This is a genomic window from Methanothermococcus thermolithotrophicus DSM 2095, from assembly GCF_000376965.1.
Classification (GTDB): domain Archaea; phylum AGJL01; class Methanococci; order Methanococcales; family Methanococcaceae; genus Methanothermococcus; species Methanothermococcus thermolithotrophicus.
On record NZ_AQXV01000053.1, the window covers coordinates 67,460 to 80,667 of the forward strand.

Annotated in this window: 16 protein-coding genes; 9 read left to right on the top strand and 7 right to left on the bottom strand. The window is 32.1% G+C overall.

Annotated features, from left to right (window positions below; translation table 11 throughout):
- Window positions 1-76: 76 nt before the first annotated feature.
- A complete protein-coding gene (locus F555_RS0106785) occupies window positions 77-370 on the top strand; it encodes a nucleotidyltransferase family protein (RefSeq protein ID WP_018154468.1) in 294 nt (97 codons plus the stop codon).
- Here F555_RS0106785 and mvk read toward each other — a convergent pair.
- Both mvk and selB read right to left on the bottom strand, forming a co-directional pair.
- Window positions 367-1,344 carry a mevalonate kinase gene (gene mvk, locus F555_RS0106790; RefSeq protein WP_018154469.1) on the bottom strand — a complete coding sequence of 326 codons (978 nt, stop codon included), beginning with the start codon at window positions 1,342-1,344 and terminating at the stop codon, window positions 367-369. The genes F555_RS0106785 and mvk overlap by 4 nt on opposite strands.
- Before the next feature lie 2 nt (window positions 1,345-1,346).
- The gene (gene selB / locus F555_RS0106795; RefSeq protein WP_018154470.1) at window positions 1,347-2,762 is read right to left on the bottom strand and encodes a selenocysteine-specific translation elongation factor; all 1,416 of its coding nucleotides are present in this window, start codon (window positions 2,760-2,762) and stop codon (window positions 1,347-1,349) included.
- 403 nt (window positions 2,763-3,165) lie between these two features.
- Between selB and frhD the strand changes: the two genes are divergently transcribed.
- The 7 genes from frhD to F555_RS0106830 all read left to right on the top strand — a co-directional run bounded on the left by frhD (window position 3,166) and on the right by F555_RS0106830 (window position 9,011).
- Window positions 3,166-3,657: a coenzyme F420-reducing hydrogenase, FrhD protein gene (frhD, locus tag F555_RS0106800; RefSeq protein WP_018154471.1), complete on the top strand. Its 492-nt coding sequence runs from the start codon at window positions 3,166-3,168 to the stop codon at window positions 3,655-3,657.
- Window positions 3,657-4,202, top strand: coding sequence for a hypothetical protein (locus tag F555_RS0106805; protein WP_018154472.1), 546 nt, complete (start codon window positions 3,657-3,659; stop codon window positions 4,200-4,202). Before frhD ends, F555_RS0106805 begins: the two co-directional genes overlap by 1 nt.
- A gap of 391 nt (window positions 4,203-4,593) precedes the next feature.
- Window positions 4,594-5,355, top strand: a complete 762-nt coding sequence (locus tag F555_RS0106810) for an ABC transporter permease (RefSeq protein WP_018154473.1) — start codon at window positions 4,594-4,596, stop codon at window positions 5,353-5,355.
- A gap of 15 nt (window positions 5,356-5,370) precedes the next feature.
- Window positions 5,371-6,138, top strand: coding sequence for an ABC transporter ATP-binding protein (locus F555_RS0106815; RefSeq protein ID WP_018154474.1), 768 nt, complete (start codon window positions 5,371-5,373; stop codon window positions 6,136-6,138).
- Between the two features lie 43 nt (window positions 6,139-6,181).
- Window positions 6,182-7,036 carry a phosphate signaling complex PhoU family protein gene (locus F555_RS0106820; RefSeq protein ID WP_018154475.1) on the top strand — a complete coding sequence of 285 codons (855 nt, stop codon included), beginning with the start codon at window positions 6,182-6,184 and terminating at the stop codon, window positions 7,034-7,036.
- A gap of 130 nt (window positions 7,037-7,166) precedes the next feature.
- On the top strand, window positions 7,167-8,480 hold the full coding sequence (gene lysA / locus F555_RS0106825) for a diaminopimelate decarboxylase (RefSeq protein WP_018154476.1): 1,314 nt from the start codon (window positions 7,167-7,169) through the stop codon (window positions 8,478-8,480).
- A 147-nt stretch (window positions 8,481-8,627) separates the two neighbouring features.
- Complete coding sequence (locus tag F555_RS0106830) at window positions 8,628-9,011, top strand: hypothetical protein (RefSeq protein WP_018154477.1); 384 nt, start codon at window positions 8,628-8,630, stop codon at window positions 9,009-9,011.
- Between the two features lie 11 nt (window positions 9,012-9,022).
- On the opposite strand, the gene feoB is transcribed toward F555_RS0106830, so the two are convergent.
- Genes feoB through F555_RS0106845 form a run of 3 tightly spaced genes read right to left on the bottom strand, consistent with a single transcriptional unit; the run spans window position 9,023 to window position 11,365 of the window.
- Window positions 9,023-10,963, bottom strand: coding sequence for a ferrous iron transport protein B (gene feoB / locus F555_RS0106835; protein ID WP_018154478.1), 1,941 nt, complete (start codon window positions 10,961-10,963; stop codon window positions 9,023-9,025).
- A 4-nt stretch (window positions 10,964-10,967) separates the two neighbouring features.
- Complete coding sequence (locus F555_RS09455) at window positions 10,968-11,123, bottom strand: hypothetical protein (RefSeq protein WP_018154479.1); 156 nt, start codon at window positions 11,121-11,123, stop codon at window positions 10,968-10,970.
- Window positions 11,124-11,158: 35 nt separating this feature from the next.
- Window positions 11,159-11,365, bottom strand: coding sequence for a FeoA family protein (locus F555_RS0106845; RefSeq protein WP_018154480.1), 207 nt, complete (start codon window positions 11,363-11,365; stop codon window positions 11,159-11,161).
- 248 nt (window positions 11,366-11,613) lie between these two features.
- On the opposite strand from F555_RS0106845, the gene F555_RS0106850 reads away from it, so the two are divergent.
- Window positions 11,614-12,018: a metal-dependent transcriptional regulator gene (locus F555_RS0106850; RefSeq protein WP_018154481.1), complete on the top strand. Its 405-nt coding sequence runs from the start codon at window positions 11,614-11,616 to the stop codon at window positions 12,016-12,018.
- A 26-nt stretch (window positions 12,019-12,044) separates the two neighbouring features.
- Here F555_RS0106850 and ecnA read toward each other — a convergent pair whose 3' ends face one another.
- Window positions 12,045-12,680, bottom strand: a complete 636-nt coding sequence (ecnA, locus tag F555_RS0106855) for a calcium-activated nuclease EcnA (RefSeq protein ID WP_018154482.1) — start codon at window positions 12,678-12,680, stop codon at window positions 12,045-12,047.
- Entirely contained in the window at window positions 12,667-13,167 is a 501-nt protein-coding gene (locus F555_RS0106860; RefSeq protein WP_018154483.1) for a hypothetical protein, read from the bottom strand. The genes ecnA and F555_RS0106860 overlap by 14 nt, the downstream gene beginning before the upstream one ends.
- Window positions 13,168-13,208: the final 41 nt, after the last annotated feature.

Here is a 13,208-nt window from a genome sequence, read left to right on the forward strand (position 1 = left end):
GCGTTAACATGCCAAAAAATTATAATGCCAAAATTAAAAGAAGGCATTTTAAAAATCTTAAAAGGTCGGGTGGGAAATGTTAACAAAAAGAAGGATATTAAAAAAACTTATTGAAAACAGAAAAGAGTTTAAAAAATTTGGAGTTAAAAAAATCGGTTTATTTGGCTCTTACGTAAGGAATGACGCAAAAGAAGGTAGTGACATTGATATAGTTGTTGAATTTGAGGAAGGTAAAAAGAACTATGATAATTTTATAAACCTTTATTATTATCTAAAAGAACTTTTTGGAGAGGATATTGATTTATTAACAAAAGAAAGTTTATCAAAATATATAAAAGAAGATATTTTGAAAGAAATTGAATACGTTTAATAATCACTCATTCTACATTCAAAAACTCCAATAACTCCCAATACATCAAGTTGTTTTAATAATTCTTTTTTATTGTTTTCATCCACCAAAATAAGGACGGCTCCGCCACCACCAGCTCCAGTTAGTTTTGCACCGTAGCCGTATTCTTTCCCAACTTCTACGACTTTATCAATTTTTTCTGTAGAGACTCCAAGTTCTTTTAATAACTCATGGTTTTTACTCATCAGTATTCCGAGCTCAGTTATATTTTTCACTGATTCAACCTTGTTTGCAACTTCTCCGATGGATTTAAATATTTCATCTTTTTGTGGATGGTTTGCAACTTCATTAACGAGCTCAGCTGTTTTTTTCTTTCTCTCTTCAGCATAAACAATTAAAAAATCACATCCTTTAATAATATCATTTAGGTTTCCTTTAATCTGTTCAACAGCTCCATCTTTAATTTTTAACATTCCGCCGTAGGTTATGGTTGCAGTATCAGTAATACTAGCTTTTCCCTGAACTTCTTTTTCAACTGCATGGGCGATTTTTATTAATTCATCTTTCTCCAATTCCACACCATGGATAGCTAAAATTGCCTTAATGGTTGTAATTACAACTGATGCAGAAGAGCCTAAACCACAGCTTACAGGAATTCCGGAGGAAATATCCAATGTAAAAGGTTTTATGCCCATTTTATTTAATAAATTATTTTCAACTAAATATTCAAACGTATTCTCTAGTGCATAAGCCACATACTTTAAATCGTTACAGTAGTTCTTGTTCTTTATATCAAATATTTCATCAATGGGAACTTCAATTTTTTTGTTTAGATTTTTAAGGTTAATGATTATTCTATTGATATCACTGTTTTTGGATACTTTTCCATATGTTTTTAAATCTATTGCCATTGAAATTGCATTGTATCCATCAACAACAGCATGTTCTCCAAACAATATGACTTTTGAAGGTGTTTCTATCTTAACCGGATTCAAATTTATCCCCATCTTCTCAACCTTTTTAAAGTAACTTTGTCTTTGTTCTGTACTTCTCCATCAAATTCAGCCATCAAGAGTCCCTTAGTTCCAAATGTTCCCTTTATGGTTCCTGTAATATTTTTTGAAGGTATTGTGATTTTTTCACCAATCAGTCTCTCTGCAGATTTTTTTGATTGAGCTAAACCTTCAATTACCACTCTGTTTTTTTCGATTTTAACGCTACCTTCTTTGACTACTTCTTTTTTAATATCGAGATCTTTTATTCCTTTAAAGTCAACTATATTTCCATGCCCGCAGATTCTTAATGTTGTCGGTGGTAAGTCCAATCTTGTTAACAATACTCTATCCCCAACTTCAGCTACTACTTTTTCTTCCAACTCAAATACACAGTAGAATTCATCACCAGATACTACTTCGGTTAATATAATATTCTCTAACTTTCCATCAAATTCTATTTTTTTAAATGGCACAACTACGGCAGGGACGATCAACATTCCTACGTTTAAATGAACCTTCATTTTTGGGGTTAAGTTGTACTTGAATATATCGGATATTTTCACTTTTGCTACGATTTTATCTACAATATTCAACTTTGTATCCTTTGATGTTAAAATACATCCCCTAAAAATCTGCTTAGCTTCAATTCCTTGTAATGCCATTCCTACCCTATCTCCAGCATGAGCTTCTTCAACACTTTCTTTAAAACATTGGATACTTCTTACTTTAACGTCCATATTTATAGGTAGGATTGTAAGTTCATCCCCTACACTAACTTTTCCCTTGTGTATTGTTCCGGTTACTACGGTACCTACTCCTTTTATAGGAAATCCATGGTCTATCGGCATTTTAAAGTAATCATCAACATTCCTTTTTATATCCAAGTTATCCAGTGTTTCTTTTATAGTTTTTTTCAATTCTTCAATTCCAACCCCCTCTAATGCAGAGGTTCTTAAAATTCTGCTGTTTTTTAGGTTATTAGTTGAACTTAAAACTGATTTAATAAAATGTTCCGTTCTTTGAATGTCCTCTTCAGCGGCATTTGATACTTTTGTGATAACTACAATTGTTGGTATTTTAAAGTGGTCCAATATTAAAAGGTGTTCTCCAGTCTGTGTTTTTGGCCCTTCTTTTGCATCTACAACCAACAACGCTAAATCAATAATATCTGCAGCACCTACAACAGCTCTTATCAAATCAGCATGTCCTGGAGCATCTACAAGGGTTATCCTATAGTTTTCAATTTTAAATGATGAGAAGCCAATATCTATTGTTATTCCTCTTTTCTTAGATTCTGGGAGCTTATCCAATGAAGAAGTTGAGGCTATTTCCGTTAGAACCTTTGCAAGTGTTGTTTTTCCATGATCTATATGTCCAAAAATACCTAAGTTAATGTTTTTAATGCCTGTACTATCCATAATATCAGCCTCAGGATTATGATGATTATAGTAATCTTGACTAGATATAGTCGTTCTGTGAATGGGTGATATAATTATATTAAATATGTTAGAATATTACATGTTGTAGAACGATTATAATTAGCCTATTTTTATCAATCACGACATACTGTAGTAATTTATAATAAATGATATTTTATAGTAATGTGTAATTTTAAATGAACTAATTAATAATATTGTAAATTAATATTATAGTAAATAAGTTCAATTTAATTTAACAGTTTATTATATGTTTAAATAAAACTTACCTGTTATTAATTAGTTAAGTAATACACACCACTATACATTCACTGATTATATAGTTCATGTTATATTAAAAAATAAAATGTAAAAATTCTGATAAAACTTATTGTATGGTGATAATTTGGTTCCTAGTTCTTTAAAAAAGGAGATATTGGTTTTTGGTTGTGGTAATTTACTATTTGCAGATGATGGATTTGGTTATGAGGTAATTTCAAAACTGGAAAAAATGGACCTACCTGAAAATGTTGGAATCATAGATGCAGGTACCGGAGCTCCTTACTATCTAATGTCTATAATGGATGAAGACTCTGAAGTTAAAAAGATAATAATTGTTGATGTCATAGATTTTAAACTAACACCAGGTACTTTAAAGAAGGTTAGTATTGAGGAGCTCCCAAAGATTGAGAAGTACAACTTCGATGCCCACGACATGCCATTATCGACTTACTTAATTGACGCTCACAATAAAGGAATAGAGGTTGTTATCATAGGATGTCAGGCAAAGGAAGTATCTGCACCAGAAATAAAGATGGGATTAACTGAAGAAGTTAAAAAAGCCGTTGATAAAGCTGCTGAAATGGTGCTGGATGAAATAAAAACTCCGGTGAAATAATGAAAGAAATAACACTGGGAATTTTATTAATTCTCCTGAGTAGTTTTTTCTGTTTATGTATTGATGTAAAGGATAATGGCGACAAAAACCTTGAAAAATATGGTAGTACTTTATATGCGGAGTTGGGAAACAATACCGTTCCAGTTCCATTGAGAACTACTATAAATAACTCAATGAGCACTGTGTTAATAAACACAAATGACAGTGATATAAAAAATTACTATATGGCTCATAAAATAATATATCTAGAATTTAACGAATCCCTGCCAAATAATGAGGGTGGTGTAACGGTCACCGATTTAATAATGAAGTTAACATTCCTTAATAATTATTATCCACATGTTATAACCGATAAAAGTATATTTAACGACACAGATGAAATAAATGCAGTTAAGGCCAGTAATAAAACTATGGTTATTGAAATAGTTAGAGGTAATAGATCTGCAACAATTGAAAAATATAACAATACGTTCTTAATTGAAGGAAACTCCTTAGAAGAACTTGATAAAGCTGAAACGAGATTTATAATTGCCATATTGAATTAATAATGGGTATAGGTTTATTCCAGTCTTTATAGGAGGCAGTATAACTTTTTGATCCTTTTTAGTTTTTTAACTTATTCCGCAAGAAGTCCCTTCCGTAAGGGAGGGTAATTCACCTATTGTTTGGTATTATAATCAAATATATTCTAAATACCTCATATTTGGCCCCAACTTGTATGCTTCTTTTTTTCCTCGCCATATATGTTTATATACGATTTTTCCGGATATGTAAAAGTATTTAAGTTTTGCTCAAATGTAGTTAAAATATTAATAAATAATATAAATTTGTTTAACCATAATCATACGAGAATATCATACAGAAATATTACATTTCATGAAAGGAGAATTGAGCGAAAACTTTTTAGTTGTAGTTCTCGGCTTCTAGGTGATAGATATGAAAATTCTAAAGAATTTATTCTTACCATTGTTGGGGGTTTTTACATGGGAAGCAATAGCCATTTATCTAAATAATCCTGTTATAATACCAAGGGTAGAGGATGTTATTAACATCTTAATGCATCCCTATGTTGGAATTTTAGGTACTGGAAACTTGGTGGAAAATACAATAGTAAGTATTAAACGAGTTTTGTCAGGATTCTTGATATCTGCAGTAGTTGCCATACCTTTGGGAATATTTATGGGGTATTACTCATTGATAAGTGAACTTTTAGATACTCCAATAGAACTTTTAAGGCCAATTCCCCCACTGGCTTGGGTTCCACTTGCACTTGCATGGTTTGGAATTGGGGAGATATCAATGTTATTTATTATTTTTATTGGTGCATTTTTTCCTATATTACTAAACACGATTGCTGGAGTTAAAGGCGTTCCAAAAATAATGATTGAAGCTGCAAAAACATTAGGCGGAAAGGGGAAGGATATCCTTTTAAAAGTGGTAATCCCTGCATCTTCACCAAGTATTTTAACTGGGTTAAGGGTCGGAGCTGGTATTGCATGGATGTGTGTTGTAGCCGCTGAAATGCTGCCAGGTAGTGATGCCGGTTTAGGTTATCTTATTATGTATGCTTATTCTTTGAGTAGAATGGATGTTGTCGTAGCATCTATGGTAATTATCGGGTTAATTGGCATATTTTTGGATAAAGGACTTAGGTTTATTGAATGTAAATACTTCAAATGGAAAGTAATGATGAAATAGGATTAAGGTGGATGTATGGCGGTAATACTTGAACTTGAAAATATTACAAAAAAGTTTTTTAGTCAGAAAAAAGAGATTTTAGCAGTGGATAATGTTAGTTTAAAGGTCAGAAATAATGAATTTCTGTCAATTGTAGGTCCCAGTGGATGTGGAAAATCAACCATATTAAGAATGATTGCCGGTCTGGAAACTCCAACCTCTGGAAAAATACTACTTGAGAATAAGGAAGTTAATGAACCTGACGCTGATAGGGGTATGGTTTTTCAGCAATATACATTACTACCTTGGAGAACCGTTTTAGAAAATGTTACATTTGGTTTAGAAGTTAAGGGAATGCCCAAATCTGAAAGAATTGATATCGCAAGGAAATTTATAAAAATGGTAGGTTTGGAAGGTTTTGAAGAGGCCTACCCTTATGAATTAAGTGGAGGGATGCAACAAAGGGTAGCAATTGCAAGAACCCTTGCAAACGATCCTAAAATTGTGTTGATGGATGAGCCATTTGGAGCTCTCGATACACAGACCAGGGCTATACTACAAGATCATCTGCTAAAAATATGGCAAAAGGATAGGAAAACAGTTGTTTTTGTTACACACAGTGTAGAAGAAGCTATTTATTTATCAGATAGAGTAATTATAATGACTGCAAGACCTGGAAAAATAAAGAGTGTAATTGATATTGATTTGGAAAGACCTAGAAAAAGAACCAGTTTAGAGTTTTTGGAATATAAAAAGAGAATAATCGATGAGTTAAAAAGTGAAGTATTTAAGTCCTATAAATGATGAATAGTATATAGTATCTATAAAATAAAATAGTGTGGATAGTATGTTAAGAGGGAAAGAGGCCACTTTGGCTGCAATAATAAAAGTAATAATAGAAGAAGAACCTGAAACACAGGATGACATTGCAAACAAACTGAATGTTAGCAGGAGATATGTTGCAAAGCTTTTAAAACCTTTAATGGAAAATGGTGCCGTTAAGCATCCTTATGTGGTAGATGTTGAGAAATTATCTGAATTGGGTATTTACCAAGATATTAATAAGTTTTTAGACGATGTTTCGACCATATTTGAGAAAATGGGATATAATGTTTTGCAAAATTTAGACAAAGTTTTCAAGGCATTGGAAAATCAAGATTTAGATACTGCTAAAGGCATAATTCTCCAGGATTATGCGTTGAATAAAATGGAAGATGAGGTTAATCTTGTCCTCAAAATGAATGCTCTAAAGTACTTTCCAACAGAGCAGGCTATGTTAATTTCATTTATAGCATCAAATATTGAGAGATGTGGGGATTATATTTCAAACATAGCTGAAGAAATTGTTAATGGATTAAACATAAAACCAAGTATTATGAAGGATGTTGTTGAAATTTACCAAATAATAAGGGAAATGTTCATAAATGCTATGAATTTATTGGAAAACAAAAAAATGGAATTTAAAATTTATGAATTGGAGACGAAACTGCATGAAAAACTGAGTGAAATAATGGAGAAAATATCTAAAGATGAATCCCGAGGATCAGCAGATATTAACTACTACATACAATTTGGAATGTTTTTAAAAGACGTTGAGAGATTTGGGGATAGATGTATAAAAATATTTGAATCTGCAAGGGAGTTCCATTATAATATTCCTCAAAATAAGGTACCAGAATCTGTAAAGAACTTCAAAATTTAAATAAATTATAATAATTAATTTAAAATTAAATAAAATTAAATATTAAATACTATTAATTGTTACTACTTACTATATTTGTTAATCCAATAGTTTTTAAAGGACATAATTTAATACATTTATAGGTGAAAATATGAGGTTCTTAGGGAATGAAATGATAACGATAGAAAATGGAAACTTAAAAATAGATGGTCATGATGCCACTGAACTAGCTGAGAAGTATGGTACACCACTCTATGTTATGAGTGAAACCCAGATTACAAAAAACTACACAAGATACATGGATGCATTTAAGAAATACGAAGAAAAAACAGGAAAAGAATTTATCATAGCCTTTGCCTACAAAGCAAATTCAAATTTGGCTGTAACTAGATTACTCTCGAAATTAGGTTGTGGTGCTGATGTTGTAAGTGGAGGAGAGCTCTACACTGCAAAACTTTCAAAAGTTCCATCAGAAAAAATCGTCTTTAACGGAAACTGTAAACTAAAAGAAGAAATAATAATGGGAATTGAAACAAACATAAGGGCTTTCAACGTTGACAGTATAAGTGAGCTCATGTTGATAAATGAAACTGCGAAAGAAATGGGAAAGGTAGCCAATGTTGCATTTAGGATAAATCCAAACGTAGATGCAAAAACCCATCCAAAAATATCAACAGGTTTAAAGAAAAATAAATTTGGTTTAGACGTTGGAAGCGGAATTGCCATGAAGGCAATTAAAATGGCTACAGAAATGGAAAATATTAAAATTGTAGGGGTTCACTGTCACATCGGATCCCAATTAACAGACATAAGTCCATTTGTTGAAGAAACAAGAAAAGTTATGGACTTTGTGGTAGAGCTGAAAAAAGAAGGAATAGAAATAGAGGATGTTAACCTAGGTGGTGGTTTAGGAGTACCATACAGCAAAGACAAAGAAATACCTGTACAAAATGATCTGGCAGATGCAATAATAAATACAATGCTCGAATATGAAGATAAAGTTGAAATGCCAAACTTAATTTTAGAACCTGGAAGAAGTATTGTAGCTACTGCAGGGGTTTTACTTGGTAAGGTTCACCACATAAAAGAAACACCAGTTGCTAAATGGGTTATGATAGATGCAGGAATGAACGATATGATGAGGCCTGCAATATACGAAGCTTACCATGAAATAACACCTTGTGTAATTAGAGAAGGCGAAAAAGAAGTCTTAAATATTGCTGGGGGATTGTGCGAAAGTTCAGACGTCTTTGGAAGAGATAGGGAATTAACTAAAGTAGAAGTAAACGATGTTTTAGCAATATTGGATGTTGGAGCATACGGTATAAGTATGGCCAACAACTACAATGCAAGAGGAAGACCAAGAATGATTTTAACCAGTGAAGAAGGGGTTTACATAATAAGAGAAAGAGAAACACTTGCTGATTTAGTTGCTAAAGACTTAATACCTAACCATTTATTATAAATCCTTTTTTACTTCTTTTCTCTTTTTTCTATTATTTCTATTTTTTTGATTGTTATTATTTAAATAACGTTTATTGAATATCCATATATATTATTCAGTGGATAATTTTTAGGGTTAATTATATGAAATATCTCTAGGGGGATTGACTTGATAACAAAAATAAATAAAATTCATATAATTAAAGCAATGCGGTTGAAAGATAAAGATCTCGCCCGTGCAAGATATGAAAGTATGAGGGATAACCTGGAATTGTTATACCTGTTGAGAGATATTGAAATTAGTGAATATACTATATGCTTGAAGAAAACAGACTGTATTATAGAATTGGATTTGTGGAATAAGGTCGCAATAGTTCCAAAGCCGTTCAATCGTAAATTGGAAGACTATATTAAAGAATTATATACTCGGCAATTAGATGAAATTGACAAGCAGGTAAGATTTATAAAAGAATTGGATGTTCAGCCAACATATAAGTACTGGAAAGATTTTGAACTAAAAAAGCCATCGATTAATGAAGAAAAAAGAAAATAATTTTCTATAATTTAAAATCCAAGGAACTTTCCTAAATTATAAATCACAATCCCAACTACAGTTGCAAGTAATATATTGTATCCCGCCCCAAATAAAGTCCATTTTAGACTCTTTGTTTCAAGATACAGTGAAGCCAATGTAGCTAGACAAGGTATATAGAGTACAGACACAATAGTAAGTACAAAGGCTTTTAATGGGGTCATGTGTGTGCTTATATCACCATTGTACAGGATATTCAAAGTGGATATAACAAGTTCTTTTGCAAAGATCCCAAATACCAACGAAATTGCAGCTCTCCAATCCAACCCCATCAACAATGTTATACTTTCAAGCATCTTTCCAATAGTCATGGCATAGCTTGCATCTGGGGAGGGGTAGTTTGAGATCCAATAGTATATAAGAGAACCTGCAGCTATGATGGTTCCTGCCTTCTTTAAAAATTCTTTACTTCTTTCCCAAGTCATTTTTAAAATATTATTCCAATCAGGAATTCTATAGGTTGGTAATTCAAATATTAAATCTTCTGTTTCTCCTTTTATGAATTTACTGAATAAGTATGACACCCCAAACAATAAACTAAATACTATTGCTAATATTCCTAAAGTAAATAGGCTTGTATGGTTTGGGAAGAACACTGAAGCTAAAAATCCAATAACTACAAACCTGGCTGAACACGGGATCAATGGGGCTACAAGTAATGTTATTAATCTTTCCTTATGGCTTGATATGAACCTTGTAGCCATTAAACCTGGAACACTACAACCAAAACTTGTGATTAACGGAATAAATGACTTTCCGCCTAATCCCATCTTAGACATTAAAGAGTGTGTTAAGGCAGCCACCCTTGATAGGTATCCACAATCTTCCAAGATAGACAATGAGAACATTATTAAAAGTATCTGGGGGAAGAACTCTAAAACACCGCCAACACCATTCAACAATCCATCAACTACTACCCCCACGTAAGCTGGTGGGAGTGTATTTGTTAGTATATTTCCAAGATATTTAAAAAATGCTGCAATAAGTTCTGAAAATACACCACCAACTCCAAAAACGAAGTTGTACATTGTGTACATAACTATTCCGAATATTACAAAACCATAAATTGGATGTAGTATTATTGTGTCTATATCCTCGTATATTTCGCTGTCTATTAAAACATCTTCAAGGAGCTCATCACATTTTCTATATCTTTGTTCAACAATGTAGCTTTCAACGTCGTGTTTTATCTCATTTTCTATGTCACTCTTTATTTTATCTAAAAAATCCAAAAATTCTTTATCGTTTTCAAATTCACATACTACCTCTGGATCGTTTTCAAGTAAAGAAAGGGCCACCCATCTTTTTGGGATTGATTTGAATTTATCAGTTAAATTATGCTCGTCCAATTTTTTAATTATCTTTTCTAAATTTCTTTCTAAAAGTTCGGAGTATTTTATTTCATTTGGTTTTTTAAATTCGTAGTTGTATATTTCTTCTTTCAGGTCATCCACACCTATTTTAAGTCTTCCAGAGGTTTTTACTACTGGGACACCCAACTTTTCACTTAGTTTCTTATAGTTAACATAAACACCATGTTTTTCAGCTTCATCTATTAAGTTCAAACAAATTATTGGAGATTTTCCGAGCTCAAGGAGTTGTATTGTTAAGTAAAGGTTCCTGTTGATATTCGGAGTGTCTATAACATCGACTATTATTAAATCATCGTTTTCCATTAGAAAATCTCGGGCTATTCTCTGGTCAATTGAATTGGACATTAAAGAATATATCCCCGGCAAATCAATGACATTAAACTCCTTATCTTTGTATTTAAAAGATCCCTCTTTTTTTTCAACGGTAACTCCTGGCCAATTGCCGATTCGTTGTTTCATTCCCGTTAATAAATTAAAAAGGGTGGTTTTTCCGACATTTGGCTGACCTAATAGAGCCACAGTGTCGTGTCCCTTAGACATTATTTCACCTCTGTTTATCATCCTTCCAATGTTTCTTACCACATTTATCCTTATGTGAACAACATGAACATGAATACCCCACAATTAATTTTGAAACCTTGGTTAAAAGTTTCTCAATAGCTCCTGATGTAGTATTCCCTCCTACTCCGTTTTTTTCCATAATTTCACCAATAATCATCCATATGTTTCAATACTCTATTCAACAAAAATAGCTCTTGCCATACCCCTACCAAGTGCTATTTTTGAATTTCCGATTCTTACAAGAATTGGACCCCTTTGATTTGATGATATAACTGTTATCCTACTACCTGGAACTATTCCAAGTTCGTAAAATCTTCTACAGTGTTTGTCTATTTTTACAATTGTATAGGATCCTGGACCCATTTCTAAAAGGCTCTTCATATAATCACCCGAACGAAGTGAAGGTGACTTAAAACCTTCGGTTTTAAATTCTCTCGTTTCTCAGCAAATCACCAACTTCGTTGATGAGCTAAAAAATTATCTCAAATTTTTGTTCAATTCAAAGGAATTTGCTTCTATCTTGAGAACCAAAATTATATATATTAACAATGTTTAAATAATTTAAGTTCACTTAAATTTAAATATAAAATAATTTTACAAATATATATAGTTTTCCCCATGGTGATAATATGGTTTCTTCAAATATAGAGGATTATCTTGAAAAAATATGCATATTTATAAAGAAAAACGGACGACCTGTGAGGACTACGGAATTGGCAAAGATTTTGGATGTAAAACCTGCGGCAATTACAAGCATGGCTAAAAAACTTAGTAATGAGGGGTATATAATTTACGAGCCCTATGTGGGAATACGACTGGATAAAAAAGGAGAGGAAATTGCCAAAAAGATTATACGGAAACACAGAATAATTGAAACGTTTCTTACAGAATATCTTAAATTTGATTTGGATTATGCTCAGGAGGAGGCCTGCAAAATAGAACATGCGGTTTCTGATGAAGTTATTGAAAGGCTGCATGAATTTATGGGCCGGCCTAAAAAGTGCCCCCATGGTAAGGATATATGTGAACAATAGGAAGTGGATACTAATTAATTTGGAAGTTAGTTATTTGCACCACTCCAGTTCCACATTCCTATTCTTTGGGACTTTGCATGTTTTTCATACTCTAAAAAAACATCTTTTAGTTCAAAATTACTTATATAAACCCTGGCATACCCATTTTTGACCAACTCTTCGTTGAAATTTACGAAAACCTTCGGTTTTTGAATCCCATAGGTGGTGTTATTTATAAATATATAAGCTAAATATCTTCCATATTTCCCTTTTCTAGGGGATAGTTTATCGAAAACTACGATTACAGTTTTATTTTCTAGATTTTCCTTTGCAAAGTCTGTAGCTTTATAACCCCACTCTTTTAGATAGTTTATATCTGTCATAGCAGTGTTTTCATCTATAAAATATTCATAAGGTTTATTTTTTATGTATGTTTCAGGGGTATCCACCCCAAGAAGTCTTATTTTATATTCTGTCCCATTTGGAGCGACTACATAAACGGTATCTCCATCTACAACCCTATAAACCGACCCATAAAAGTGTTCGTGTGTTTGTATAAAATTATATTTGTCATAGCTACTATAACTACTGTCGCTAGTGTAGTTACTATCGTTAAATTCGATACATCCACTCAATAAAATGAAAAACAGTATTAAAGCTGGATATATTTTAGTTATTTTCATGATGTCTCACCAATAGTATCAACACTCCAATTAAGGAGATGGCAATTGCTCCAAGTGGTACTGGGGTCTTTATTGGCGGATTTTGTGTTGATATAGTTATCCTATTTAATTTATACCACTGGTTCTTTGCGGGATTACCTTCCACTAACTTTAATGAAATATTATTTTTCCCATTTACAATTCTATCAGTTATATCTATTGAAATTGTTGGTTTATTTTTATTGCCAAAATTGATTAGGTGATCTTTTTTTATTATAAAAATGGAATAATTATTTAAATATAAAACCACGGTTATATTGTCCACATTCCCATAATGTACAAAACTTAAATCATATGCTTGATTTTCAACCTTATTTATGGTAAATGGTTTTGTAGTTTCATAATTATTACTATCTTTAATTGTCAAATCTCCTATGTATATTGCTTCTCCATAAACTGTACCAACTAACAACAGAATCCCAATTAAAGAAATCATTTTTTTGAACATATTTTCACCATATATACTTGTTAAAAATATGGACGTACGTT

What these genes read in the sequence shown, in the direction of transcription:
- F555_RS0106785 (WP_018154468.1), top strand. Translation starts at nt 77, where the DNA reads ATGTTAACAAAAAGAAGGATATTAAAAAAACTTATTGAAAACAGAAAA.
- selB (WP_018154470.1), bottom strand. Translation starts at nt 2,762, where the DNA reads ATGGATAGTACAGGCATTAAAAACATTAACTTAGGTATTTTTGGACAT.
- F555_RS0106805 (WP_018154472.1), top strand. Translation starts at nt 3,657, where the DNA reads ATGAAAGAAATAACACTGGGAATTTTATTAATTCTCCTGAGTAGTTTT.
- F555_RS0106810 (WP_018154473.1), top strand. Translation starts at nt 4,594, where the DNA reads ATGAAAATTCTAAAGAATTTATTCTTACCATTGTTGGGGGTTTTTACA.
- F555_RS0106815 (WP_018154474.1), top strand. Translation starts at nt 5,371, where the DNA reads ATGGCGGTAATACTTGAACTTGAAAATATTACAAAAAAGTTTTTTAGT.
- F555_RS0106820 (WP_018154475.1), top strand. Translation starts at nt 6,182, where the DNA reads ATGTTAAGAGGGAAAGAGGCCACTTTGGCTGCAATAATAAAAGTAATA.
- lysA (WP_018154476.1), top strand. Translation starts at nt 7,167, where the DNA reads ATGAGGTTCTTAGGGAATGAAATGATAACGATAGAAAATGGAAACTTA.
- feoB (WP_018154478.1), bottom strand. Translation starts at nt 10,963, where the DNA reads ATGTCTAAGGGACACGACACTGTGGCTCTATTAGGTCAGCCAAATGTC.
- F555_RS09455 (WP_018154479.1), bottom strand. Translation starts at nt 11,123, where the DNA reads ATGGAAAAAAACGGAGTAGGAGGGAATACTACATCAGGAGCTATTGAG.
- F555_RS0106845 (WP_018154480.1), bottom strand. Translation starts at nt 11,365, where the DNA reads ATGAAGAGCCTTTTAGAAATGGGTCCAGGATCCTATACAATTGTAAAA.
- F555_RS0106850 (WP_018154481.1), top strand. Translation starts at nt 11,614, where the DNA reads ATGGTTTCTTCAAATATAGAGGATTATCTTGAAAAAATATGCATATTT.
- ecnA (WP_018154482.1), bottom strand. Translation starts at nt 12,680, where the DNA reads ATGAAAATAACTAAAATATATCCAGCTTTAATACTGTTTTTCATTTTA.
- F555_RS0106860 (WP_018154483.1), bottom strand. Translation starts at nt 13,167, where the DNA reads ATGTTCAAAAAAATGATTTCTTTAATTGGGATTCTGTTGTTAGTTGGT.